Source organism: Streptomyces sp. RKAG337, assembly GCF_023701715.1.
Classification (GTDB): domain Bacteria; phylum Actinomycetota; class Actinomycetes; order Streptomycetales; family Streptomycetaceae; genus Actinacidiphila.
Window position 1 is genome coordinate 182,038 of sequence record NZ_JAJOZA010000001.1, and the last position, 23,445, is coordinate 205,482.

Here is a 23,445-nt window from a genome sequence, read left to right on the forward strand (position 1 = left end):
CGTCTTCTTGATCTTGAGGCTTCTTGAGGTCCGGTGATCCTTACGGCGGTCGGTCAGAAGTCGTCCCGGTCGCCGCCGCGGTAGGTGTAGAGCTCCTGGGCCATCTTCTGCTTCATCGACGGCACCCTCGCCGCCAGCCAGAAGTAGCCGCGCATGCTCGCCAGCACCAGCCGGCCGGTGAAGGGCTTGTGGATCGGCTGGTCGCCGCCGGTCTGCTTCTTCGACGCGATGACGGCCTCGAAGCCGTACTTGACCATCCGGGACTCGTACGCGTGCACGGCGTCGACCAGAGTGCTGCGGCCCTCGGTGAACTCGGTGATCTGGTGGCACAGCAGGGCCGCGTCGCGCAGCGCGGTGTTGGCGCCGACGCCCTGGCCGGGGGTCATGGTGTGGATGGCGTCACCGATCAGGGTGATGTTGCTGGACTTCCACTGCTCGATCGGCACCGAGGTACGGATGTTGATGACGAAGGTGGTGCTGGGCTCCCCCATGCGGAACAGCTTGCGCAGGTCGGGGTTCCAGTCCTTCGTCATGTCCAGGGTCAGCTGGATGAGGTCCTCGCGGCTGCGCTTGAGGACATCGGCCGGGAACTTGTCGGTGGAGGCCCAGAAGCCCCAGTTGATGTAGTCCCGGGTGTTGTCGAACAGCATGCCGGGCCACTGGTCGAGCAGCTCGGCGTCATTGCCGCCGATGCCGTTCTTGACCTTGCCCTCGCGGTCCCACTTGAACTCCATCGTGTGCAGGATGCAGCTGTAGCCCTTGGGCGCGACCACCAGCCCGATGCCCTCGAAGACCTCCTTCGGGAGCAGGGCCTTGCTCTCCTCGGTGAGCGGGACCTTCGACGAGATCGAGATGATCTTCGCGTCCTCGACCTTGGACTGTGGCAGGTACTGCTCGCGCACGGCGGAGTTGGCGCCGTCCGCGGCGACCAGCAGATCGCAGGTGGCCTCGGTGCCGTCGGCGAAGAACGCGGTGACCCTGCCGTCCTCGTTCTTCTCGTAGTGCGTGTACTTCTTGTCGAAGTGCACGAGGTCCTCGACGCCGGTGAACAGGACCTGCCGCAGCGTCATACGGCTGACGGACTTCTCGCTGTTGACCGGGTCCTCGTCGACGACCAGCGGCAGGACGATGTTCGGCTTCATGTCCTCGCGGAGGAAGCTGAAGTACTTCGGCGAGCGGGCGCAGGTGCTGACGAAGACCTCGAACAGCTCGGGCGGCAGCAGCCGCTTGAGTGCCCGGCTGCCGTCCGGGTCGATGCCGACCCGGTAGCCGTGCAGACCGCTGGTCCTGGTGCGGTCGCGCTCGTACACCGCCACGCTGATCCCGGCCCGTTTCAGACCGTGGGCCAACGCCATCCCACCGGTGCCGCCGCCGATGATAATCACGTGGAACGGTTGTGTCGTCATTCCTGGTGCATCCTTTCGATACTCCGTGCGTCAGGCCCAGACCGTGTTCATCTGCTCGTCCCGGATCGCGAACACCTGCCGTTCCAGAAGGGAGTTGACGATGACGGCGGACCGGACGGCGAGCAGGCTCAGATTGGGGTCGGCGAGTCCATGACCGACCCGGCTGCGGTTCTGCACGTACATCCGGCAGTGTTCCGAGAACTTCCACCGTATCGAGTAGTCGGCGTCCACCACCGGCTCTCCGCTCGAGTCCGTCTCGAGCAGTCCGAGCAAGTGGGGGGAGATGGGCAGCGGTGAGGCCTTGCGCCCGGTGGCGAGCACGACGGTTCGGGCGGAGTGCCGTTCCCGGCCGCCCCAGTCGCGTTCGCACCACAGTGCGATGGTGCCGTGCCGCTGCGAGGCCTCGACGACGCTGCGGCCGGGCAGCATCATCACCGGTGACCGGCCCTCGCGCAGGAACGCCTCGTAGTTGGCCTGGTAGAGCACCTGCAGCGTGGTCATCGAGACGCCGTCGCTGGTGAGGGTCTGTTCTGCGACGTACCGCTCCCGGACGGACTCCGGCAGCCCCTGGAAGAAGCGCAGATACGTCGGGCGGTAGAAGTCGTTCGCCGAGGGCGATTCGTCCATGGGTGCGAACCACTGCCGGCGCCCGATCCAGCGGATGTCCCGGAAGCCGCGCTGCACGAGGTTGAGCACGCATTCGGCGCCGGTCTGCCCGCCGCCGATGACGATGGCCTGCTCGTACGGCACGCTCGGGACGGTGGCCAGATGGGACTCCAGCTGCTCGGCCTGCACCACGCCGTCGATCTGCTGGCCGGCGAAGCAGGCCGGTACGTCGGCGCGGGTGCCGAGGCCGAAGACGACGTGGGTGGCGGTGGCCACCGGCCCTTCCGGGCCCCGCAGGACGAACCTGCCGTCGGCGAAGTCGACCTCGGTGATCTCCGAGCCGTAGCGCACCGAGCCCAGCCGGCCGGAGGCCCAGGCCAGGTAGCGGGCGTACTCCAGACGCGGGATCGATTCGTACTGGGCGTTGAGGAACGCGTAGATCCGGCCGGTGGTGACCATGTAGTTGAGGAACGACAGCCGGTTGCGCGGGTCGGCCAGCGAGACCAGGTCCTTGATCCAGGACGTCTGCAGCTGGGTGCCGGAGCCGAGCAGTCCGGGGTGCCATGCGGGCCCCTCCCGACGTTCGAAGAGAACAACGCCGCCGGGCACCACGTCCTCCCCCAATGCTGCGAGGCTGAGGTTGGCGGGTCCCGCTCCAAGGCCCGCCACATGGTGGTGCGGCACGACGTCTTCCCGACGATCTGAGGTCCGCATGGCATCTCCCATCACGACCGATGGTGATCGCACCCCTTGGAGCAGGCCTTGAGCGGCGCTTGACCGTGCCGCGCGCAGTCCGCCCGCCCAGGGCGGCGAGCGCCTCGATCACGTTTGTCTGTGGAATGGCGAGGATCGGGAGGGGTCCGGAATTGATCCGGGAGGGATCGGAAGTGACCGGGAGAGTACGCGGGCGGATCAGACGGACTTGAGCATGCCCGCGTCGATCAGCCAGTCACCGCCGGTGGCGCCGGGCAGCCGGTCCGAGGCCAGCAGGGCGACGATCGCGGCCACCTCCTCCGGCTCGATGATCTTCCCGGTGGTGAGTCCCATCCACTTCGGCACCGCGGCCACCAGTTCCTCGGCCGTGGCCATCCCCATCCGCTTGGCGCGCTCCGGGCTGTCCCAGGTGTCGGTGCGGACCGGCCCGGGGGACACGGTGTTGACCCGTACGCCCTGCGGTCCGAACTCCTCCGACAGGGACTTGGTGAGGTTGGTCAGCGCCGCCTTGGCGGCCGAGTACTCCACCAGGCGCGGCGCGGCGAGCCGGCCGTTGACCGACCCGATGTTGACGATCGCGCCCCTGGACTCGATCAGGCTGGGCAGGGCGGCGCGGATGGTCCGGATGGCGCTGAAGAAGTTCAGGTCGAACCCCTTGGCCCAGCCCTCGTCGTCCAGGTCAAGGAAGCCCTGCGCCGACACGGTGCGGCCGCCGACGTTGTTCACCAGGATGTCCAGGCCGCCGAACGTCTCCACCGCGTGCCCGACCAGCCGGGCCGGACCGTCCGTGGTGGTCAGGTCGACCTCCAGGGTGTGCGCGGCGGCCTCGGACAGCGCCGGTCCGATGGTCCGCGCGCCTCCGAGCACCTCCACGCCCTCGGCGGCCAGGGCGCGGACGATGGCGAGACCGATGCCCCGGCTGGCACCGGTGACGACGGCCCGCTTTCCCTTCAGCTGCAGATCCATGACGACTCCTCACACATAGGAATTCAGGCGTACGGACGTTCGGTCTTTCCGGACGTCCGGCGGCGCGGACGCACAGGTCTTCAGGTCTTCAGGTGTCCAGGTGTTCAGGCGTCCCAGGTGACGGGCAGGGTGTGCGGGCCGCGCACCAGGCCGCCCGTGCACCAGGTGAGCTCCTCGGGCGGGACCGCCAGCCGCAGCCCGGGAAAACGGCTCAGCAGCGCCTGCATGGCCTCCTGCAGCTCCAGCCGGGCGAGCGCGGAGCCGAGGCAGCGGTGCACGCCGAAGCCGAAGCCGAGGTGCTGGTTGTGCGGACGCTCGAAGTCGACCACGTCGGCCGCGGCGAACACCGTGTCGTCCCGGTTGGCGGCGGTCATGACGGGCAGCACGTACTCCCCCGACCGCACCAGGGTGCCGCCGAGTTCGACGTCCTCGGTCGCCCGCCGCGGGGAGCCGGTGCTCACGCCCAGCGGCGTGTAGCGCAGCATCTCCTCGACCGCGGCGGGGATCAGCTCCGGGTCGTCCAGCAGCTGCCGGTGATGGCCGGGGTGGGTCAGCAGGAAGTAGGTGAAGTTGGCGAGCTGGTCGGCGAGCACCTCATGTCCGGCGATCAGGATGGTGACCGCGATCCCGACCAGTTCCCCGTCGCTCAGATCGCCCTCGGCGACCAGCGACCCGAGGAGGTCGTCGCTGGGCTCGTCGTGCCGGCCGGCCACCAGGTCCGTCAGATAGCGCCGCAGCTCCTGCCCCGCCGCCCCGATCTGCTCGGCCGTCAGCTGGTGCAGCTTGGCGGCGAGGAAGGACTCGGCGAGCGCGCGGAACCGGGCGCGGTCGGGCTCGGGCACGCCGAGCAGCTCACAGATCATCAGGATCGGCACCGGCAGCGCGAACAGCTCCATCAGGTCGGCGGGGCCGTCCTGCTTCCCGACGGTGTCCAGCAGGTCCGAGATGATCTCCCGGGCGCGCGGCCGGAGCCGTTCCACACCCCGGACGGTGAAGGCCGCCGCGAGCAGCCGGCGCAGCCGGTCGTGCACCGGGCCGTCCGAGGCGATCAGCAGATTGGCGCGCTGCACGATCGGCAGCAGCCGGGGTTCGTCGGGCCCCACGGAGGCGGCCCGGCTGAACCGCCGGTCGGACAGCAGGGACTTGACGTCCTGGTGGCGCACCGCCAGATACCCGGGGCCGCCGTAGGGCAGCTGGACCGGGCAGAGGCCGGCGCCGGCGCGCAGCCGGCCGAGTTCCGGCTCCACGTCCAGGCCCGCCGGGTCGCTGAAGGGGAAGGCCACAGGTTCGGTCGGTGTGGGCATCTCGCAGGACCTCTTCCCGGTCGCGTCGGGGCCCCACGCTGGCGGGACGCCCTCGACAACGGCTCGAACGACGACAGGTTCAGCTCCCGGCGGCCAGCGTCTCCAGTTCCGCGGCCACCTCGCTGGGGGTGGGCTGCGCGAGCATCTCCGTGCGCAGCGCGGCGGCCGCGGCCCGCTCGGGTCCGTCGGCGACCAGCCGGCTCACCTCGGCCCTGATCCGCTCCGCGGTCGCCTCGTCCCGGGTGAGTACCTCGCCCGCGCCGGCCGCCAGGACCCGCGCGGCGTGTCCCGCGTGGTCGGGCAGTTGTGGGATCAGCAGCATCGGCACCCCGTGCAGCAGCGAGGTGAGGACGGTGCCGGCGCCGCCGTGCGCGACCACCAGGTCGCACTCCGGGAGCAGTTGGTGCAGCGGTGCGTCGACCTCGATGCGGACGCCGGGTGCCAGCGGGCCGAGCAGCGTCCGCTGCTCCCCCGCGACCGCGAGGACCACTTCCACGTCCAGGCCGGCGATCGCCCTGGCCACCTCGCCGGCCAGGAACCGCCGGGGGTCCAGCCGGGCCATCGTGTGGCCCCAGGTCACCAGCACCCGCGGCCGGTCCCGGCGCTCCGGCAGCGGTTCCGGCCGCTCGCCGGGGCCGTTGAACGGCACGTAGCGCAGCGGCAGCCGGCGGTACTCCCCCGGCACCTGGAGCCCGGCCGGCGTCGGGTCGACGGTGACGGCGCCGAACGGGTCGGGCCCGGCCACCCCGAAGCGGGCGGCGAGCGGCGCGATGGCGTCCGGCAGCATCTGCTGGGCGCGCAGCATCAGGTCGGTGCCGTACAGCAGCCGGACGGCCGGTACGCCGACGGAGGCCGCGGCGATCGGTCCGGCCAGCGCCGTCGGCTCGAAGACCACCAGGTCGGGGCGCCACTCCTTGGCGAGCCCGACCAGGTCCTCGGTCATCGACTCGGCGTGCGCGAGGAACATCTGCAGGGCCCGCGGGCCGCGCGCGGCGTGCGGCGCGCTGCTGACCGGCGGACCGTCGGTCTCGGACGGGAGGATGTAGCCGCGCACCATCCCCACTCCGTCGACGTCGTACCCCACGGCGGTTCCCTGCAGCCCGGTCCGCAGTACTTCCTCGCGCAGCCCCGGCTGGGTCGCCACCAGCACTTCGTGGCCCGCCGAGCGGAAGGCCCACGCCATCGGTACGAGTGCGTACAGATGTGACGGCCAGGCCCAGGTGGTGAACAGCACCCGCATGTCTCGTCCCAACCCTTCACCGATATATGACTCGTGACGGACGGCCGGCGCCCGCACCGGCGCGCGCTGTCGCACACCTTGTCGCCATGGCCCCGTGAGCCGCTCGAGCGGCGATTGAGCCGGGGTGCGCAGGCTGCCCTCATGGCGACGCGAACCTCAGTCAGGGCCGAACTCACCGGCACCGTCACCGACGGCGCCCGGCGGATCAGTGAGCACCCCTACTACCGGGGTCTGCGGGACGGCACGCTGCCGGGGGCCGCGCTGGTCCACTTCACCCTGCAGGACTCCTGTCATCTGCTCCCCTCCTACGGCAGGGCGCACGCGCGGTGCGCGGCGCTGGCCCGGGACAGCCGCCGGGCGGCGCTGCTGAGCCGGATGGCGGCCGGGTCGCTGGAGGACTGCACGGCGCGGCTGACCGGCTTCGGCGAGACCGCCGAGCGGCTGGGACTGCCGTACGCGGCGGACGCCGGTCCGCCGCCGGCCGCCCCGGCGACGCTGAGCTACGCGAGCTTCCTGGGCGACTCCTGCGCGGCCTCGCTCGCGGCCGGGATCGGCGCGCTGATCCCGTCGGCGTGGCTGTACCTGCTGGTCACGGACGAGCTGCTGGACCACCACGACCCCGCCTCGCGGTATGCGCCCGAGGTCCGCAAGGCCCACCCCGGGGACTTCTACCGGGGCATGCTCGACGAGTTCCTCGACCTGGCCGACGAGATCGCGGCCGAGTCCTCCTCCGCGGACCGCCGGGAACTGGTGCGCCGGGCCGGGCACGCGGTGCGGTACGAGTGGGCGTTCGTCGACGCCGCCTGGCGGCTGGAGTCATGGCCGTTCTGACCCCCTGTCCCGGCCGGGTTCCGGCCGGACTTGAGCACCCGTCCAGGCAGTCGGAAGACGATGGCTGCCGGGATGCCCCGAAACCGAGAAGAGCAAGGGAGTTTCCGCATGTGCGGTATTGCCGGCTGGGTGGATTTCGGGCGCGACCTCACCGAGGAGCGGCCGACCGTTGACGCGATGACCGACACGCTCGGGAAGCGCGGTCCTGACGCCCGGGGCGTGTGGATCGCGCCGCACGCGGCGCTCGGCCACACCCGCAACTCGATCATCGACCTGGCCGGCGGCGTACAGCCGATGTCGGCCGAGGAGGACGGGCGGGAGCTCGCCGTCCTCGCCTACACCGGCGAGGTCTACAACTTCAAGCAGCTGCGCACCGAACTGGAGGGCCGCGGCCACCGCTTCCGCACCCGCAGCGACACCGAGGTGGTGCTGCGCTCCTACGTGGAGTGGGGCACCGGCTGTGCCAACCACCTGGAGGGCATGTTCGCCTTCGCGGTGTGGGACGTGCGGCGCGAGGAACTGGTGCTGATCCGCGACCGGATGGGCATCAAGCCGCTGTTCTACAAGACACTGCCCGAGGGCCTGCTGTTCGGCTCCGAGCCGAAGGCGCTGTTCGCCAACCCGCTGGTACGCCCCACCGTGGACGCCGACGGGCTGCGCGAGCTGTTCTCGACGGCGAAGGTCCCCGGGCAGAGCGTCTTCAAGGAGCTGCGCGAACTGCCGCCCGGCCACACCCTGACCGTCAGCCGCCGCGGCGCCGTGCTCCACCGGTACTGGGCGCTGGAGGCGAAGCCGCACACCGACGACCTCGACACCACCATCGCGACCGTCCGGTCGATGCTGGAGGAGATCGTCACCCGCGAGCTGGTGGCCGACGTCCCGCTCTGCACCGCCCTGTCCGGCGGCATCGACTCCAGCGCCATCACCGCGCTGGCCGCGATCGCCCGCGCCCAGGCCGGGGACGACGCGGTGCGCACCATCACCGCCACCTTCGTCGGCTACAGCGAGAACTTCACCCCGGACGACCAGCGCGACACCCCGGACGCCCCGTACGCGGCGGAACTCGCCCGGCACGTCGGCGCCGACCACACCGACATCGTGCTCGGGACCGCCGACCTGATCGACCCGGCGGCCCGGCAGGCGGCGATCATCGCGCAGGACATGCCGACGATGCTCGGCGACATGGACACCTCGCTGTACCTGATGCTGCGGGCCACCCGTGAGCACTCCACGGTCGCGCTGACCGGCGAGACCGCCGACGAGATCTTCGGCGGCTTCAAGTGGCTGCACGACGAGGAACTGGTCGGCATGGAGACCTTCCCCTGGGTCGCCGCCGAGAAGCGGCAGCAGGGCAGCAGCAACGGCCAGGGCCGCGGGCTGTTCTCCGCCGGCCTGCTGGGCAAGCTCGACATGTACGGCTACTACGCCGACAACTACCGGACGACGCAGGCCGAGACCCCGCACCACGAGGGCGAGAGCGTCCGCGAGCACCGGATGCGCGAGCTGAGCTACGCGCACCTGGCCCGCTGGCTGCCGATGCTGCTCGACCGGGGCGACCGCCTCGCGATGGCCTCCAGCCTGGAGACCCGCGTGCCGTTCTGCGACCACCGGCTCGTCGAGTACGTCTACAACACCCCGTGGGAGTTCAAGATCTTCGACGGGCGGGAGAAGAGCCTGCTGCGCGCGGCCACCCGTGACCTGCTGCCCAAGTCGGTCATCGAGCGTCCGAAGAGCCCGTACCCCGTCACCCAGGACCCGACGTACACCCAGGCCCTGCACCGGGAGTTCGGCGCCGTGCTCGACGACTCGAACTCGCCGGTCCTGCCGTACCTGGACGTGGACGCCGCCCGGCAGGCCATCAAGGACCCGTCAGGTGTCGCCCACGAGTGGCACAGCCGGTCGAACATCGAGATGGCCCTCGGCTTCGACTTCTGGCTGCGGACCTACGGCGTACAGATCGACGTCTGACAGCCGTGACGGAAACCGTCCGGCGCCCCTGGCCCTGCCTGCTGGTCGTCCTGTTCGCCGCGTTCATGGACATGATGGACCTGGGGATCGTGAGCGTCGCGGCCCCGTCCATCCAGCGTGATCTGCACAGCGACTACGCCTCGGCGCAGTGGTTCATGGCCTCGTACGCGCTCGCCTTCGCCGTCCTCCTGATCCCGGGAGGGCGGCTCGGCGACATCTACGGGCGCAAGCGGGTCTTCATGACCGGGGTCGCCGGGTTCACCGTCGTCTCGGTGGTCTGCGCGCTCGCGCCGACGGCCGGGGTGCTGATCGCCGCCCGGTTCGTCCAGGGCGGCTTCGGGGCGCTGATGGTGCCCCAGGTGCTCGCGGTGCTCCAGATCCTCTTCCCCGCCACCCGCCGCGGCTTGGCGCTGGCGGCCTACGGCACCGTGATGAACCTGGCGCAGCTCAGCGGCCCGATCCTCGGCGGGATCATGGCCACCGACGATCTGCTGGGACTGGGCTGGCGGGCGATCTTCCTGGTGAACGTGCCGATCGGCGCCCTGGTGCTGGTCGGCACGGCGGTGCTGCTGCCCGAGTCCCGCTCCGACCGGCCGCTGCGGCTGGACGTCACCGGCATCGTGCTGGTGGCGCTGCTGGCCGGGCTGGTCAGCTATCCGCTGCAGCAGGGGCGGGCGGCGGGCTGGCCACCGTGGATGCTCGCGGCCCTGGCCGCCGCGCTGCCGGCCGGTCTGCTCTTCGCCTGGCACCAGCGGCGCCGCGGACCGCAGGCGGCCCTGGTGCCCGTCGCGCTGTTCCGCCGCCGCTCCTTCGTCGCCGGCATCGTGCTGTTGCTGCTGGTGTACACGGCGCTGCTGGCCCAGCAGATGGTCGTCATCTGGCACACCCAGATCGGGCTGGGCTGGTCACCGCTGCGGACCGGTGCGGCCGGCGCCGGCTGGGTGCTCGGGCTGTTCCTGCTCGGCGGCTTCGCCGTCACCCTCGCCCCGCGCATCGGGCGGGCCCTGCTGGTCTCCGGCTGCCTCCTCGTCGCGGCCTCCATCGCGGTGCTGAGTGAGGTCATCTCGCATGACGCGCTCAGCTTCTGGCGGCTCTTCGGCTGTATGACGGCGCTGGGCTGTGGGCTGGGGCTGGTCGTCCCGATCCTCGTCGACCTGGTGCTCGCCGGTGTCCCGAAGCGGGACGCGGGCGGCGGCTCCGGAGTGGCGAACGCGGTGATCTACTTCGCCTCGGCGGTCGGCATCGGGCTGAGCGGTCTGGTCTTCTTCGGCCAGGTGGCTTCGGGCGGCGACGCGCACGCCCGGGCCCAGGAGTACCGGGTCGCCGACGCCGGGCCCGGCGCGGCCGACGCGCTGCGGGCCTGTGTGCACGACCGGTCGGCCGCGGCCGACCCGTACCGGATCCCGGCGAGCTGCCGCACCTCCCGGGCCGCGGACCCGGTGGTGGCCGCGGCCACCACCGAGGCACTGCGGCGGAACTTCGCGGACTCGGCCGCCAACAGCCTCTGGTACCCGGCCGGCGCGTTCCTCGCCGCTGTGGCGCTGGCTCCGCTGCTGCCGCGCGGGAGCGGTACGGCGGACGCCGGTGACGCGGACGGCGGAGTCGTCGCGGCGGACGGCAGCGGGGCCCGGCCGGAGAATCCGGCCGGGCCCCGCGTGGACGTTCCCCTCAACTAGCCGGCGCCTCGGGGGCCGGGGCCGGGTCCTCGACCACCACCCCGTTCAGCTCCACCTGGATGGACCGCGTCGGACAGCCGCGCCGGGCCCGCAGCACCTCGTGCTGGAGCTCGGCCGGCGGTTCGGCGTCGAGGACCACGACCCGGCCCTCCGCGTCCTGGTCGAAGACGTCCGGGACCCGGTAGACGCACAGGCTGCTGGTCACACAGGTCGTGTTGTCGGCGGTCACGCGCATCGCACCCACCGCCGTCACCACACGACCGGGATCTCGGCGTACCCGGCGAGGAATCCACCGACCGGGCGCACCAGCTTCTCGCCGGGGATCGCGAGCTGCAGTCCGGGGAAGCGGCGCAGCAGACCGTCGGTGGCCTCCTGCAGCTCCATCCGGGCGAGCGCGGCCCCGGCGCAGAAGTGGATGCCGGCGCCGAACGTCATGTGGTGGTTGTCCTGCCGCCGGATGTCGAGGGCGCAGGCGTCGGGGAAGGTCTCCTCGTCCATGTTGGACTCGACCGACAACATCACCGTCGACCCCTTGGGGATGACCGCGCCGTCGCTCACCTCGATGTCCTCCAGCGCGTAGCGCAGCGAACCGAGGGAGGTGCCCATCATCTGGTAGCGGAGCAGTTCCTCGACCGCGGACGGCACCAGCGACAGGTCCGCCTTCAGATCCGCGGCGGCCTCCGGGCGGTGCAGCAGGACGGCGGTGCCGGTGCCGATCTGCGAGGCGGTGGTGACATAGCCGGCGATCAGCAGGGTCTTGACCCAGTGCTGGAGCTGGTAGTCGGTCAGCTTCTCCGGGTCCTCCTCGCTGACCCGGATCAGCTCGCTGATCAGGTCGTCGCCGGGGTTGGCCCGCTTGTCGGCGATCAGCTCGCTGAGGTAGTTCCAGTAGTCGACGCGGCAGCGTTCCACCTCGTCGGCCGGCAGGGCCGTCACCGAGAGGTAGCCGTCGATGAGCCGGCGGAACTTCGCCCGGTCCTTCGGCGGTACGCCCAGCATGTGACAGATGACCAGGATGGGCAGCGGGTACGCGAACGCCTCCATGAGGTCGGCCGGGCGCGGCCCGGCCTCCATGGCGTCCATCAGCTCCGCGGTGATCTCGCGGACGACGGGCCGCAGCGCCTCGATCCGGCGGGCGCTGAACGCCCGCATGACGACGGCGCGTTCCACCAGATAGCGCGGCGGGTCGTTGTCGATCTCCGGGTCCCCGAACAGGTCGTTGTCCGCGGAGATGCGGGAGGCGGGGTGGCGCGACGTGTTGCGGCTCAGCCGCTCGTCGGCGAACAGCCGCCTGACGTCCTTGTACCGGGTCACCAGCACGGCCGGGTCACCGCTGGGGAGGGCGACGTGCAGCAGCGGTGCGTCCCGCATCGTCCGCCAGTCCTGCGGGATGTCCGGCGCTGGGGCCCATGGGAAGGGATAACTGACCGGGCATGACGGGCTCGAGCTCACCTGGCACCTCTCTCGTCTCCGTGACAGGGCTCCGACAGCCCTCAGTGTCGGCAGCCGCGCTGGGGGCGGGCTCAACGGCCGCTCGAACGCGGCCGGTACCAGGGCGGGTCGAGTCATCCTCCATCCCGCGCTGGGAGATTCGCGGCCGACAGCGCGGTCAGGAGTGCGGCCGGACAGTGCGGGCCCACGAGCGCGCCGCGGAAGCGGCCAGGAACGGGAGACGCCGATATGTCATCCACCGCTGCGGACACCGGAACGGCCGCGGGCATCCTCCGGCTCGGCAACCGGTTCTGCGACGCCAAAGCACTGCTCACCGCCGTCCGGCTCGATGTGTTCGGCACGCTCGCGGACGGCCCGGCCACCGCCGGGGAACTGGGCGAACGACTGGGGCTGCACGGCCGCGGCCTGTCCGACTTCCTCGGCCTGCTGGCCGCGCTCGGACTGCTGCGCCGCGACACCGACGGGCGGTTCCGCAACGCCGAGGGCGCCGACCGCTATCTCGTACCGGGCCGGCCCGGCTGTGTGGCGGGCTTCCTGACCGGCGCCGATGTCAACCTCTACCCGGTGTACGGGCGGCTGGCCGACGCGCTGCGCACCGGGAAGCCGCAGGCCGACGGTGACTTCACCGGGATGCTCGACGACCCGGAGGCGCTCGGCGGGTTCGTCCGCATGATGGACGGCCTCACCCAGGGCCTGGGCGTCGAGCTGTCGGCGGCCCTGGAGGGCACCGAGTACCGCTCGGTGCTCGACGCGGGCGGCTGCCGCGGCCATCTGCTGGGCCAGCTGCTCGCGGACCGCGCGGATCTCACCGGTCAGGTCTTCGACCTGCCGCAGATGGAGCCGTTCTTCCACGCCTACATGGCCGAACTCGGCCTGGACGGACGGACGTCCTTCCACCCCGGCGACTTCTTCCAGGACCCGCTGCCGCCGGCCGACGTGATCGTGCTCGGCCACATCCTGCACGACTGGGACGCCGCGCAGCGCCGGCTGCTGCTCGACAAGGCGTTCGCGGCGGTGAACCCCGGCGGGACCGTCCTGGTCTACGACCGCATGCTCGGCCGCCGCGCCGACGACACCGAGAACCTGGTGGCCAGCCTCAACATGCTGCTGGTCACCGAGGGCGGCGGCGAGTACAGCGCCGAGGACGTCGGCGAGCAGGCGCGCCGCGCCGGGTTCGCCTCGGTCACCGACCGCCCGCTCGCCGACTTCGACACTCTCGTGATCTGCCGCAAAGGCTGAGGGGATTGCCATGACCGGTCCGACCACCGACCAGCCGACTCCGGCGGAGTATCTGCCGCTGCTCTTCGGATTCGCCGTCTACCAGATCGCCGGGGTCACCGCCCGGCTCGGAGTGCCCGACGCCCTCGGCGACGGGACGCGGACCGCCGCGGAACTCGCGGAGGCCACCGGCACCCACGCCCCGTTCCTGGAGCGGCTGCTGCGCGCCGCCGTCTCGGCGGGCCTGCTCACCTCGGACGAGGAGGGCGGCTTCACGCTGACCCGGCTCGGCTCCATGTACCGCAGCGAGTCCCCGGTGCAGGGCGCCCCGTTGGACGCCATGCACGCCGCGGCCCCGGTCTGGCAGGCGTGGGGCGCGCTGGAGGAGTCCGTGCGGACCGGCCGGCCCGCGTTCGACCTGGTGCACGGCAAGGGGCTGTTCGACCACCTGAAGACGGACGACGAGCTCGCCGGGCACTTCCACGCCGCGATGGCGGCCGGCAGCGCGGTCCAGCTGCCCGCCATCACCGGCGGGTTCGACTTCAGCCGCTTCAAGTACGTGATGGACGTCGGCGGCGGCAACGGCACCCACCTGGCGGCCATCCTCGCCGCCAACCCCAACCTCATCGGCAGCGTCTTCGACACCGCCAACGGGGTGCTGGAGGCGCCGTCCGTCATCGAGGTGGCCGGGGTCGCGGACCGCTGTGAGATCGCCACCGGATCGTTCTTCGACTCGGTGCCGGCCGGCCCTGACGCGTATCTGCTGAAGAACATCCTGCACGACTGGAACGACGACGAATGCGTGCGCATCCTGGAGAACTGCCGCAAGGGGCTCGCGCCGGGCGGCCGTGTCGTGGTCTTCACCTCGGTGCTGTCCGAGGGGCGCCGCAACGAGGACCCGGTCGAGGCGCTGGGCGCCTCCATCTTCGACATCGAGATGATGGTCGTGACGACGGGCCGGGAGCGCACCCTCACCGAGTTCGAGGAGCTGTTCACCCGGGCCGGTCTGCAGCTGGACTCGCTGACCGCGCTGCCCTGCCCGTTCCTCTACTACGGCCTGGAGGCCGTCGCCGTCTGAGCCGGGTGCGCGACGCGTACGGTCCGGGCCGGTTCACACCGGCCCGGACCGTTCGTGCTGCGGTGGGACGTCACCAGGGGAAGGTCTGCTCACCGCGCCGGAAGGTACCGGTGGGGCCGCCGTCCGGCAGGGTGGCGGCGTCCGCGATGTCCACGGCGGCCTCCTCCGCGGTGCGCTGCGCCTGCGGCATCATGCGGGTCCTGACCGGGCCGGGGTTGACGGAGTTGACCAGCACCCCGGAGTCCTTGGTCTGGGCGGCGAGCATCTGGGTCAGCCCGTTGACCGCGGTCTTCGACACCGAGTAGCCGGGGCTGGCGGTGAACAGGCCGTGGCTGAAGGAGCCGGTGCCGCTGGAGATGAACACCACCCGGCCCCAGCCCCGTCGCACCATGTCCGGGACGAAGGCCTGCGCGACCCGCCAGCTGCCGAGCAGGTTCACCGCGAAGGTCCGCTGCACCAGGTCGAGGGAGACACCGAGCGGATCGCTGCCGGCGTCCAGCAGCACCCCGGCGTTGGAGACCAGCACATCGACCGGGCCGATGCCTTCGGCCGCCCGCTTGACGCTCTCGGTGTCGGTCACGTCCAGCGCGTGCGCGCTCGCGCCGGGACCGAGTTCGGCGGCCGCCGCGAGCGCCGCGTCGCCGTCCCGCGCGGTGAGCACCACCCGCAGTCCGCGGCCGAGCAGTTCGGCGGCGACCGCGCGGCCGAGCCCTCGGTTGGCTCCGGTGATCAACGCTGTCCGCTGAATGGTCACTGTGTCCTCCTGGCATCGCCCGCGTCCGCCGGCTCTCCTGGCGCGGATGCTGACCGGTCCGTCTCAAGCCCGGCACGAGCCGTGGCGGACACCGTGGACCGTCGAGTCACCTTTGAATTCCCACCCTGGAGGCCGCGATGACGGCGTTGTCACCCGCACCACCGAGGGACGCCGAGGAGCTGGCCCGGGCGGTCGCCCGGGACGGCGTTGAGTTCCTGCTGGTCATGTTCGTCAACCTGTACGGAAAGCCCTGCGCCAAGCTGGCCCCGGTGCGGACCCTGGACCAGCTGCTGAGCGACGGGCTGGGTTTCGCCGGCAATGCCGCGGACGGTCTGGGCCAGTCGTCGGCCGACCCCGACGTCGTCGCGATCCCCGACGTCACCTCGTACGTCAAGGCGCCGCTGCAGGACGGCCTGGGCATCATCCAGTGCGATCTGTACGTCGAGGGCGAGCCCTGGCCGTACGCCCCGCGGCACATCCTGCGCAACCAGCTGCGGCTGCTCGCCGAGCAGGGCCGGCAGCTGAAGGTCGGCGCGGAGCCCGAGTACTTCCTGGTGCGGCGCGCCGAGGACGGTTCGATCAGCGTCGCCGACGAGCTGGATGACGCCGACTCGCCCTGCTACGACGCCAACGCCGCCACCCGCGCCTTCGGCCATCTGTCCACCATCAGCCGGTCGCTGGACGAGCTGGGGTGGGAGAACTACTCCAACGACCACGAGGACGCCAACGGGCAGTTCGAGCACAACTTCGGCTACGCGGACGCGCTGCGCACCGCCGACCGCGTGATCATCTTCCGTCATCTGGCGAAGATGGCGGCGCACCGGTCGGGTCTGATCGCCACCTTCATGCCGAAGCCGTTCACCGACCTCACCGGCAGCGGACTGCATCTGCACGTGTCGCTGTGGGAGGGCGAAACGTCGCTGTTCGACGACACCGACGACCCGCGCGGGCTGAACACCTCACCGCTGGGCTACGGCTTCATCGCCGGGCTGCTGGACCACGCGCCCGGTCTGATGGCGCTGACCTGCCCCACGGTCAACTCCTACAAGCGGCTCGGCGCCGGCTCCGACACGCTGTCCCGGTCCAGCTGGGCGCCCGGATACGCCAGCTACGGCGGCAACAACCGCACCCACCTGGTCCGGATCCCCGACACCGGGCGGATCGAGGTGCGCTGCGTGGACGGCGCGGCCAACCCGTACCTCGCCATCGCCGGCATCGCCGCGGCGGGCGCCGACGGGATCGCGCGCGGCGCCGACCCGGGCGACCCGGTCGCCCGCGACCTGGAGGCGGCCGCGGTGCCCGCCGGGCTGCGCCCGCTGCCGCCCACCCTGCTGCACGCGGTGGACGAACTGGTCGCCGACGGGGTGCTGCGCGAGGGGCTCGGCAAGGTGCCGGACGGTTCGTACGCGGACTACTACGCCGAGGTGAAGCGGACCGAGTTCGCCCGCTATCACCGCGAGGTCACGGACTGGGAGCTGCGCCGCTACCTGCAGAGCTGACGGCACGGCTCAGTCCCGCGGGACCTCCTCGATCCAGGAGGTCCCGCGGGATCCGTCCGTCCGCTCCCAGTCCTCCCGCAGCCGCACGCGCCCGTCGGGCAGCGGCTCGGGGGTGCTCAGGCAGGTCCCGCACACCACCTGGCCGTCGGCCAGCACCTGGCTGTAGGCGGCGGTGAGGACGCCGTCGGGACCGGCCGTGCCGACGAGCCGGCCCAGCCGTACGGCGCCGCCGGAGAACTCCGCCCACACCAGGTCACCGCTCTGGTGGTAGTGACCGGTCGGCGTGGCGTCCCCGGCGGCGGTCTCCGCCGCGTGCGAGCGGAAGACCCGTCCGTCGTAGCTCACCGCCCGGCCCCGGGGGCGACGTTGTAGTTGGAGCGGAAGAAGTTGTCCGGGTCCAGCCGCCGCTTCAGCGCCGCGAGCCGGCCGTACGCCTCGGGGCCGAAGGTGCGCAGCGCCCGGTCGGCGCCGGGCGCGCCGCTGTCGCCCACGTAGTTGATGTAGCCGTCGCCCCAGCGGCCGTGCGGTTCCGCGGCGGCCGCGACGGACTTGGCCCACGCGGTCTGCTGCTCGTCCGCCTCCGGGTGGGCGGGGTCCCAGATCGCCATGCCGGTGACGTTGAAGGCCGCGTCGCGGAAGGGCACCGCGCTCCCGGCGGAACCGGCCCTGCGGACCGCGCCGTTGATGGGTTCCAGCAGCACCGTGTCGTTGAACGGGTCGGTGATCCGGGCCTCCTGGAAGCGCGCGGCGACGGTGTCCACCAGTTCGTCGGGCAGTCCGTCCACCAGCCGGGCGCTCCAGTAGTGGCGCAGCCCGAACGGCAGGCGTCCCAGGCACAGTTGCATGGAGACGTAGCTGCGGTGCTCGATCCGCCAGTCCAGGACGTCGATCCGGCGCAGCGTCTTGTCGAGGGTGGCGCGGTACTCCTCGTCGTCGCCCGCGTAGCAGACGCTCATCACGGCGGCGGGGCCTTGGCCGGGGCCGTAGCGCTCGAGCAGCATCGTGCAGGTGAGGTCGTCGGGCGCTTCCAGCATGAGGTCGCGGAAGAGCCGGACGGCCGCCGCCGGATCGTCGCCGGGGTAGGCGACGTAGCCGCCGTAGACCCGCTCGACCGGATGCAGCCGGAAGGTGAACTCGGTGACGGCGCCGAAGTTGTGGCCGGCGCCGCGCAGCGCCCAGTCCAGCTCCGGGTCGGTGTGCGGGCTGACGTGCAGCCGTTCGCCGTCCGCGGTGACCAGGACGTACGACTCGACGTTGTCGCAGGCCAGTCCGTGCCGGCCCATGAGGTGGCCGATGCCGCCGCCGAGGGTGAGGCCGCCGACGCCGGTGTCGTCGAAGGTGCCCCCGGTGCTGGCCAGCCCGTAGCTGGTGGTCGCCAGGTCGAAGTCGGCCCAGGTGGAGCCGCCGCCGGTGCGGGCGAGGCGTTCGACGGGGTCGACGGCGGTCCTGTTCAGCAGCCGCAGGTCGATGACGAGGCCGCCGTCGAGCGATCCGGACCCGGCGATGTTGTGGCCGCCGCCGCGGATGGTGGTCGGCAGACCCGCGTCGCGAGCGGCCCGGACCGCACCCTGGACCTCGGCGGTGTCGGCCGGCAGGCAGATCAGCCGCGGGCGGTGGTCGTGCATCCCGTTGAACAGCAGCCGCACACGGTCGTACGCCGGATGGCCGGGGGTGATCACCCGGTCCGGGCAGACGGCCTCCAGGGCGCTGCGCGCGTCGTCGGTCATGAACGCTCCCCCTCGGTGATCGGGATCGGTGCCAGCAGTTCGGCCGCCGCCACGGACGCGGCGGCGAGCGCGGTCTTGGCGGCGCCGCCACTGCCTCCGGTGAAGGTGAACAGGCCGCTCGGGTAGGGCAGTGCCGCCCGCAGGGCGAGCCGGCCCTCGGGGGCGTAGGCCTCGGACATGGCGATGAAGCGGTGCGGCGCGTTCAGGGTCAGGCCGGGCAGCCGCAGGGCGGCGGTCCGCCGGACGGTGCGCTCCTCGCGGTCGAGGAACACCCGCTGGCCGGGGTCGGTGTCCCAGCGGTCGGTGGGCAGGCCGAGCAGCATCCGGCCGGGTCCGGCCGGGCGCCCGTACAGCCCGCTGGTCTCGTCGACGAAGGGCGGCGGGCGGTCGCCGGACGTGGCGTACACGGCGCACTGGATGACCTTGGTGCGCAGGTCGGGGGCGGGCAGCCCGAGGCCGGTGAGCAGCCGTCGGGTCCAGGCGCCGGCGGCGACCACCATCAGGTCGGCCGTGCCGCGGGCGGCGCCGGTGCGGTAGCTGACCTCGCCGCCGTCCGGCCGCTCGAGCTCGCACAGGTCGGTGGTGTCCAGCACCCCGCCGCGGGCGGCGAAGTCGGCGCGCGCGCCGCGCCGCAGCGCGTCGGGTGAGAAGTGTCCGGCGTGCCGTTCCAGTACCGCGGCCGACTCCTCGGGCAGTCCGCTGAAGCCGTAGCGGACGGCCAGCTCACGGCGGTCGAGGATCAGCACCGAGCCGGGCAGGCTGCGGTCCACGTCGATCAGCCGGCGCAGCGGCGGCGCGGAGTGCAGGATGTACAGCGATCCGGCCTCCTGGTACTCCGACCATTCGCGCAGCAGCGCGCTGGAGCGCAGCTCCTGCAGGCTGCGCGCGGCGAGTTCGGCCGCCCGGGGGTCGGTCTCGAAGCCGCGGACGAGCCCGCCGGAGACACCGGTGGAGTCCCGGGTGCCGGGCGCTCCGGTGACCAGGGTGACCCGTAGTCCTGGATGGCGCACCAGGCGCCAGGCGAGCAGCATTCCGGCGAGTCCGCCGCCGACGACGCAGATCCTCATGGCCCGGCCACCGTTCCGCCGCCGGTGAGGACGTCGAGCAGACCGTCCGCGGTGCCGCCGGTGCCGCCGAGCAGGCAGCGCGCGGCGAGGGCGCTGTCGAAGGTCGCCAGGGCCAGCGCCTGTTCGGCGCGGGCCAGTTCCGCGGGGTCGGGGCTGCCGGAGCCGTCGGTGAGGTTCCAGCCGGCGGTGGCGGCCCGGTACCGTTCCCAGGTGAAGTTCGTGGCGTGCGGCGCGGGCCGGTCCCAGCTGAGGAAGGCGCGCACCGCGCGCGGGTCCTCCTGCTCCAGCAGCTCGTGGGCCCAGACGGCGTGGCCGCGGCTGGTGGAGAACTTCGCCCCGTCGAGCCGGTAGAACTCGTTGACGACGAGCCCGCCGTGCACGCTCTGCGGTACCCCGGCGGCGGCGAACAGCGCCGGGAACAGGGCCAGGTAGTAGAAGGCGTTGTCCAGGCCGAGGAAGGTCCAGACGGAGTCGACGCCGTCCCAGGCCTTCACGTGCTCGGCGAGTCCGGTGGCGCCCGGCTCCAGCCGCCGTCCGATGGTGTGCAGATAGCCGAGGCCCATCTCGGCCCACACATCGATGCGCTGGCCGGGGAAGCCTTCCGCCTCGATGCCCCAGTCGGTGGGGTAGCTCAGCGGAACGGTCGGCAGCTCGTCACTGAGCAGCAGCCGCCAGGCCAGTTCCCGTGCCCGGGGCGGCAGGGCCGCCCGATACCAGACGTTCTGCAGCACCGACCGGTACTCCTCCAGGCGGATGACGGGTCCGGTCACCGTCCTCGTCCCGGTGGCGGGTGATCCACAGCGGGTGCATCGCGGGTCGACCAGCGCGGCCGCGGGTGTGTAGCTTCCGCAGCCCTCGCAGGTGCCGCCGCCGGACGGGCCGTCGCAGTGCGCGCAGCGCCCGCTGACGTAGGCGTGGTGGGCGATGCCGGGGCAGTTCGCGCAGACCGGGGTCCGCCACTCCTCGACGGGCAGCGTGCCGGCCTCCACCAGCTCGCCGAGGAACCCCGCGACCGCCGAACGGTAGCCGGGGTCGTCCAGGGGTTCGGTGAAGCCGTCGTGGCCGACGCCGACGCAGTCGAACACCCCGCGGATCAGCCCGGCGTAGCGGTCCCGCAGTTCGCGGACACCGGTGCCTTCCTGGCGGGCCTTGGCCAGGACGTAGTTCTGGTGGTCGTCGAGTCCGCACAGCGCGAACACCCGCTCACCGCGGCGGCGGGCGGCGCGCACCGCGATGTCTGCGGCCAGGTACGGGCCGGCGAGATGGCCCAGGTGCAGCGGGCCGTTCGGGGTGGGCGGCGGCGACAGGACGACGGTGGTGCCGGGCGCGCGGTCAGTGGGCATCGGCCGGCTCCGCCCCCTCCGGCTCCGCCCCGGCGGGTGCGGCGTCGCCCGGCAGCCAGTAGATGCTGAGGATCCGGACGGGCTCGTCGCCCGCCGTGATCACATGGCGGTCGCCCGGGGTGAGCAGGATCGCGCTGCCGGCCGGGGCCGCGGTGTCCTCGCCGTTCACCGTGAAGACGGCGTCGCCGCCGACGACCACGGCGAGTTCGACCTCGGGGTGATTGTCCAGCACGCTCTGGGAGTTGGCCGGGACCTGGCACCACATGGCGCTGAACGGCAGCCCTGAGGCGGCCGCGTACTGCTCCCAGCGCCCGATGTGGATGCCGTACTCGCTCGTCAGGGGCGAGTCGTCGATGCTGAACTTCTGCACTGGAGTTCTCCCTACGCGCGGGCGTGGATCTCTCGGCGCCATCGTCACGCGCGGGGCTCGAAGGGCCCTCAAGGGGAGGTTGGCGGCCGCCGCACGGCATGTCACCATCACCGCCATGACGACCCCTCAGACGCAGGTCGGCGAGCGCCCGGTGGAGTACCGGCCGCGCGCCCTGAGCACACTAGCCCCGGAGTCGGAGCACGGCTGGACCGTCAAGCGGTACACCGTCTCGTCGTTCCGCGACGTACCGGCGCCGGACGTCCTGGAGTTCGCGCGGCGCGGCGTGCGGCTGTCGCTGCCGGATCCGTATCCCGGTCTTCCCTCGCACGCGTTCAGCGTCGTGCACGAGGACGAGGACGCCTGCTACGTGGTGGTGGGCTGGTGGAGCCGCAACCGCGTGATCCTGCACACCCGCACCTGGCTGGCCGACTGGGACGCGCTGTCCAGGCCCGTCGAGGCGCCCGCGTACGCCACCGCGTGCATCTGGGAGATGGCCGCGATGGCGCACGAGCGGGACGCCTGGGTCCGGCATGTGGTGGTCCCGGAGCGGCCGGACTTCCCGGCCTACTTGGCCTCGGCCGTCTCCGGGCCCCACTGACCTGACGTGCCGGCTCTAGGAGACGGCGCAGCCCTGGTACGCCCCGATGTTCGGGGATGCGGACGGGACCGGGTTGCCGAAGTAGTCCCGGCCGCCGTTGCCCGCGACCGGCGTTCCGGTGTGCAGCGCCGGCGAGCCGGAGCGCAGCCGGTAGCCGGCGGTGTCGGTGCGCGAGTGCGCGGTGCCGGGGGCGGTCAGCAGCGGATCGCCCGTGAACGGGTGGGCGCCGAGCGGCGATCCGGCGGCCACGTTCTGGTACACGTTGTGGCTGTAGGTGCTGGTCGCGTCGCTGATCACGGATCCGGCGGGGCTGCCGACGAAGATGTTGTCGGTCAGCTGCATCGTCGAGGTCCCGTAGACCTGGATCAGGTTCGCGGCGGTCGGCGCGTAAACGGTGTTGTTGTAGATCCTGGTGCCGGGTTCATCACCGCACGGGCTGGTGATGACGCCGAAGAAGCCGTCACCGCGGTCGTTCTGGCTGATGTTGTAGCGGACGGTGCCGCCGCTGGCGGTGATGCCGGACGGGCAGATGAACAGGAAGCCCGCGCCGTTGTCGTGGCTGAAGTTGTACTGGTAGAGCGTGTCGCTGCTGCCGCCTTCCAGGTCGAAGGCCATCCCGGGGGCCACCCCGCCGGAGACCTCGTTGTACTGGAACACCGCCCGGTCGGAGTTCCACGCGTAGGCACCGACGTTGTAGTCGGTGGAGCGGGTGTTGTAGCCCGCGACGGTGTTGCGCTGGACGAGGGGTTCCACCCCGTTGACGACCATGATCCCGTCGCCCCCGGTGTCGCCGACCCGGTTCTCCTCGATGAGGACGTGGGTGTTCGGCACGAACTGCGTGCCGGGTCCCGTCGGGTTGGACGCCCGGCGCTGCCAGGACGAGGCGATGCCGATGCCCGCCCGGTCCACATGGGTGACGTGGTTGCCGGTCACCCGGATGTCGTCGAATCCGGTGGGGACCGACGCGCCGCCCGCGGTGAACACGATGCCGCCGCTGGTGTCGTTGTCACGGCAGTCGCAGCCGTTGACGTCGTGCACGGTCAGATCGTCGACCGTGTAGTGCCGGCCCGTCCCGTAGTCCTCCAGCAGCACGTAGACCCCGACGCGCTGCTGGGTCGCCGCGGGCGCGGGACCGGTGTTCGTGATGTCGAGATGCCGCAGGACATATCCCTCGACGTTGTGCAGGAAGACGGCCGCTGTAGCGCCCTGGCCGTCGATCCGGGCGGCCGAACCTGATCCGTAGGTGTTGACCGTGACGGGATGTTGTGCCGTTCCCGAGCCGCGCGGGGTGAGCGTGCCCCCGCAGCTGGTACCGGCCTTGAAGCGGAGGGTGTCCCCGGGGTGCAGCACCGTGGCGTTGACCTTGGTGAGGCTGCGCCAGGCAGTGGTGGTACTGGTTCCGGCAGCGCTGTCGCTGCCGGCCGCGCAGTCCACGTATCGCGTGGTCCCGGTGGTGCCCGCGGACGCGGGTACCGCCATCGCGAAGAGCAGGACTGCGGCAAAACAGGCGCCGGTGAGTGTCCGCACCGGCTTGATTCTGGTCATTTCCAACCCCCATTCGAGCCACTGACTGGCCGGATCCTTGCGGTGGTCGCTCGAGCTGCGCTCAAGCCCCTACCGGGACCATG

21 protein-coding genes are annotated in these 23,445 nt (G+C 71.7%); 7 read left to right on the top strand and 14 right to left on the bottom strand.

Annotated elements, in window-relative coordinates; all coding sequences use genetic code 11:
• Positions 1-53 precede the first annotated feature (53 nt).
• The 5 genes from LNW73_RS00840 to LNW73_RS00860 form a co-directional block, all read right to left on the bottom strand.
• Positions 54-1,406 (bottom strand): FAD-dependent oxidoreductase, encoded by a 1,353-nt coding sequence (locus LNW73_RS00840; RefSeq protein WP_250979232.1) that lies wholly within the window; start codon positions 1,404-1,406, stop codon positions 54-56.
• Between the two features lie 30 nt (positions 1,407-1,436).
• Positions 1,437-2,726 carry a lysine N(6)-hydroxylase/L-ornithine N(5)-oxygenase family protein gene (locus LNW73_RS00845; protein ID WP_250979231.1) on the bottom strand — a complete coding sequence of 430 codons (1,290 nt, stop codon included), beginning with the start codon at positions 2,724-2,726 and terminating at the stop codon, positions 1,437-1,439.
• 198 nt (positions 2,727-2,924) lie between these two features.
• Positions 2,925-3,692 (bottom strand): SDR family NAD(P)-dependent oxidoreductase, encoded by a 768-nt coding sequence (locus LNW73_RS00850; protein ID WP_250979230.1) that lies wholly within the window; start codon positions 3,690-3,692, stop codon positions 2,925-2,927.
• Positions 3,693-3,796: 104 nt separating this feature from the next.
• On the bottom strand, positions 3,797-4,996 hold the full coding sequence (locus tag LNW73_RS00855; protein WP_250988444.1) for a cytochrome P450: 1,200 nt from the start codon (positions 4,994-4,996) through the stop codon (positions 3,797-3,799).
• A 79-nt stretch (positions 4,997-5,075) separates the two neighbouring features.
• Positions 5,076-6,236, bottom strand: a complete 1,161-nt coding sequence (locus LNW73_RS00860; RefSeq protein WP_250988445.1) for a nucleotide disphospho-sugar-binding domain-containing protein — start codon at positions 6,234-6,236, stop codon at positions 5,076-5,078.
• A gap of 141 nt (positions 6,237-6,377) precedes the next feature.
• On the opposite strand from LNW73_RS00860, the gene LNW73_RS00865 reads away from it, so the two are divergent.
• The 3 genes from LNW73_RS00865 to LNW73_RS00875 all read left to right on the top strand — a co-directional run bounded on the left by LNW73_RS00865 (position 6,378) and on the right by LNW73_RS00875 (position 10,711).
• On the top strand, positions 6,378-7,067 hold the full coding sequence (locus tag LNW73_RS00865; protein ID WP_250988446.1) for a TenA family protein: 690 nt from the start codon (positions 6,378-6,380) through the stop codon (positions 7,065-7,067).
• A 108-nt stretch (positions 7,068-7,175) separates the two neighbouring features.
• Positions 7,176-9,035, top strand: a complete 1,860-nt coding sequence (asnB, locus tag LNW73_RS00870; RefSeq protein ID WP_250988447.1) for an asparagine synthase (glutamine-hydrolyzing) — start codon at positions 7,176-7,178, stop codon at positions 9,033-9,035.
• Between the two features lie 5 nt (positions 9,036-9,040).
• Positions 9,041-10,711, top strand: coding sequence for an MFS transporter (locus tag LNW73_RS00875; protein ID WP_250988448.1), 1,671 nt, complete (start codon positions 9,041-9,043; stop codon positions 10,709-10,711).
• Here LNW73_RS00875 and LNW73_RS00880 read toward each other — a convergent pair.
• Both LNW73_RS00880 and LNW73_RS00885 read right to left on the bottom strand, forming a co-directional pair.
• Complete coding sequence (locus tag LNW73_RS00880) at positions 10,704-10,946, bottom strand: ferredoxin (protein ID WP_250979224.1); 243 nt, start codon at positions 10,944-10,946, stop codon at positions 10,704-10,706. The two genes, LNW73_RS00875 and LNW73_RS00880, sit on opposite strands and share 8 nt — an antisense overlap.
• A 14-nt stretch (positions 10,947-10,960) precedes the next feature.
• A complete protein-coding gene (locus LNW73_RS00885) occupies positions 10,961-12,082 on the bottom strand; it encodes a cytochrome P450 (protein ID WP_250979223.1) in 1,122 nt (373 codons plus the stop codon).
• Positions 12,083-12,391: 309 nt separating this feature from the next.
• Here LNW73_RS00885 and LNW73_RS00890 point away from each other — a divergent pair, with 309 nt between their 5' ends.
• Both LNW73_RS00890 and LNW73_RS00895 read left to right on the top strand, forming a co-directional pair.
• Positions 12,392-13,402: a methyltransferase gene (locus LNW73_RS00890; RefSeq protein ID WP_250988449.1), complete on the top strand. Its 1,011-nt coding sequence runs from the start codon at positions 12,392-12,394 to the stop codon at positions 13,400-13,402.
• A 10-nt stretch (positions 13,403-13,412) separates the two neighbouring features.
• Positions 13,413-14,459 (top strand): acetylserotonin O-methyltransferase, encoded by a 1,047-nt coding sequence (locus LNW73_RS00895; RefSeq protein ID WP_250979221.1) that lies wholly within the window; start codon positions 13,413-13,415, stop codon positions 14,457-14,459.
• Between the two features lie 70 nt (positions 14,460-14,529).
• Here the strand turns inward: LNW73_RS00895 and LNW73_RS00900 are convergent, their stop codons facing one another.
• Positions 14,530-15,213, bottom strand: a complete 684-nt coding sequence (locus tag LNW73_RS00900) for an SDR family NAD(P)-dependent oxidoreductase (protein WP_250988450.1) — start codon at positions 15,211-15,213, stop codon at positions 14,530-14,532.
• 137 nt (positions 15,214-15,350) lie between these two features.
• Between LNW73_RS00900 and glnT the strand changes: the two genes are divergently transcribed.
• On the top strand, positions 15,351-16,712 hold the full coding sequence (gene glnT, locus LNW73_RS00905; RefSeq protein ID WP_250988451.1) for a type III glutamate--ammonia ligase: 1,362 nt from the start codon (positions 15,351-15,353) through the stop codon (positions 16,710-16,712).
• A gap of 9 nt (positions 16,713-16,721) precedes the next feature.
• Here glnT and LNW73_RS00910 read toward each other — a convergent pair whose 3' ends face one another.
• The 5 genes from LNW73_RS00910 to LNW73_RS00930 are packed head-to-tail and all read right to left on the bottom strand — an operon-like array spanning position 16,722 to position 21,219.
• Entirely contained in the window at positions 16,722-17,057 is a 336-nt protein-coding gene (locus LNW73_RS00910; RefSeq protein ID WP_250979218.1) for a hypothetical protein, read from the bottom strand.
• A complete protein-coding gene (locus LNW73_RS00915; RefSeq protein WP_250988452.1) occupies positions 17,054-18,439 on the bottom strand; it encodes an FAD-binding oxidoreductase in 1,386 nt (461 codons plus the stop codon). The genes LNW73_RS00910 and LNW73_RS00915 overlap by 4 nt, the downstream gene beginning before the upstream one ends.
• Positions 18,436-19,506, bottom strand: a complete 1,071-nt coding sequence (locus tag LNW73_RS00920) for an NAD(P)/FAD-dependent oxidoreductase (protein WP_250988453.1) — start codon at positions 19,504-19,506, stop codon at positions 18,436-18,438. The genes LNW73_RS00915 and LNW73_RS00920 overlap by 4 nt, the downstream gene beginning before the upstream one ends.
• On the bottom strand, positions 19,503-20,849 hold the full coding sequence (locus LNW73_RS00925) for a class I tRNA ligase family protein (protein ID WP_250988454.1): 1,347 nt from the start codon (positions 20,847-20,849) through the stop codon (positions 19,503-19,505). The genes LNW73_RS00920 and LNW73_RS00925 overlap by 4 nt, the downstream gene beginning before the upstream one ends.
• Positions 20,839-21,219 (bottom strand): cupin domain-containing protein, encoded by a 381-nt coding sequence (locus LNW73_RS00930; protein ID WP_250988455.1) that lies wholly within the window; start codon positions 21,217-21,219, stop codon positions 20,839-20,841. Before LNW73_RS00930 ends, LNW73_RS00925 begins: the two co-directional genes overlap by 11 nt.
• 115 nt (positions 21,220-21,334) lie before the next feature.
• Here LNW73_RS00930 and LNW73_RS00935 point away from each other — a divergent pair, with 115 nt between their 5' ends.
• Entirely contained in the window at positions 21,335-21,817 is a 483-nt protein-coding gene (locus tag LNW73_RS00935; protein WP_250988456.1) for a hypothetical protein, read from the top strand.
• 15 nt (positions 21,818-21,832) lie between these two features.
• Here the strand turns inward: LNW73_RS00935 and LNW73_RS00940 are convergent, their stop codons facing one another.
• The gene (locus tag LNW73_RS00940) at positions 21,833-23,362 is read right to left on the bottom strand and encodes a right-handed parallel beta-helix repeat-containing protein (RefSeq protein WP_250988457.1); all 1,530 of its coding nucleotides are present in this window, start codon (positions 23,360-23,362) and stop codon (positions 21,833-21,835) included.
• Positions 23,363-23,445 lie beyond the last annotated feature (83 nt).

Coding starts and splice junctions, on each gene's coding strand:
- LNW73_RS00845 (WP_250979231.1), bottom strand. CDS start 2,726: ATGCGGACCTCAGATCGTCGGGAAGACGTCGTGCCGCACCACCATGTG.
- LNW73_RS00920 (WP_250988453.1), bottom strand. CDS start 19,506: ATGAGGATCTGCGTCGTCGGCGGCGGACTCGCCGGAATGCTGCTCGCC.
- LNW73_RS00895 (WP_250979221.1), top strand. CDS start 13,413: ATGACCGGTCCGACCACCGACCAGCCGACTCCGGCGGAGTATCTGCCG.
- LNW73_RS00860 (WP_250988445.1), bottom strand. CDS start 6,236: ATGCGGGTGCTGTTCACCACCTGGGCCTGGCCGTCACATCTGTACGCA.
- LNW73_RS00890 (WP_250988449.1), top strand. CDS start 12,392: ATGTCATCCACCGCTGCGGACACCGGAACGGCCGCGGGCATCCTCCGG.
- LNW73_RS00885 (WP_250979223.1), bottom strand. CDS start 12,082: ATGCGGGACGCACCGCTGCTGCACGTCGCCCTCCCCAGCGGTGACCCG.
- glnT (WP_250988451.1), top strand. CDS start 15,351: ATGACGGCGTTGTCACCCGCACCACCGAGGGACGCCGAGGAGCTGGCC.
- LNW73_RS00935 (WP_250988456.1), top strand. CDS start 21,335: ATGACGACCCCTCAGACGCAGGTCGGCGAGCGCCCGGTGGAGTACCGG.
- LNW73_RS00925 (WP_250988454.1), bottom strand. CDS start 20,849: ATGCCCACTGACCGCGCGCCCGGCACCACCGTCGTCCTGTCGCCGCCG.
- LNW73_RS00915 (WP_250988452.1), bottom strand. CDS start 18,439: ATGACCGACGACGCGCGCAGCGCCCTGGAGGCCGTCTGCCCGGACCGG.
- LNW73_RS00850 (WP_250979230.1), bottom strand. CDS start 3,692: ATGGATCTGCAGCTGAAGGGAAAGCGGGCCGTCGTCACCGGTGCCAGC.
- LNW73_RS00940 (WP_250988457.1), bottom strand. CDS start 23,362: ATGACCAGAATCAAGCCGGTGCGGACACTCACCGGCGCCTGTTTTGCC.
- LNW73_RS00840 (WP_250979232.1), bottom strand. CDS start 1,406: ATGACGACACAACCGTTCCACGTGATTATCATCGGCGGCGGCACCGGT.
- LNW73_RS00865 (WP_250988446.1), top strand. CDS start 6,378: ATGGCGACGCGAACCTCAGTCAGGGCCGAACTCACCGGCACCGTCACC.
- asnB (WP_250988447.1), top strand. CDS start 7,176: ATGTGCGGTATTGCCGGCTGGGTGGATTTCGGGCGCGACCTCACCGAG.
- LNW73_RS00855 (WP_250988444.1), bottom strand. CDS start 4,996: ATGCCCACACCGACCGAACCTGTGGCCTTCCCCTTCAGCGACCCGGCG.
- LNW73_RS00880 (WP_250979224.1), bottom strand. CDS start 10,946: ATGCGCGTGACCGCCGACAACACGACCTGTGTGACCAGCAGCCTGTGC.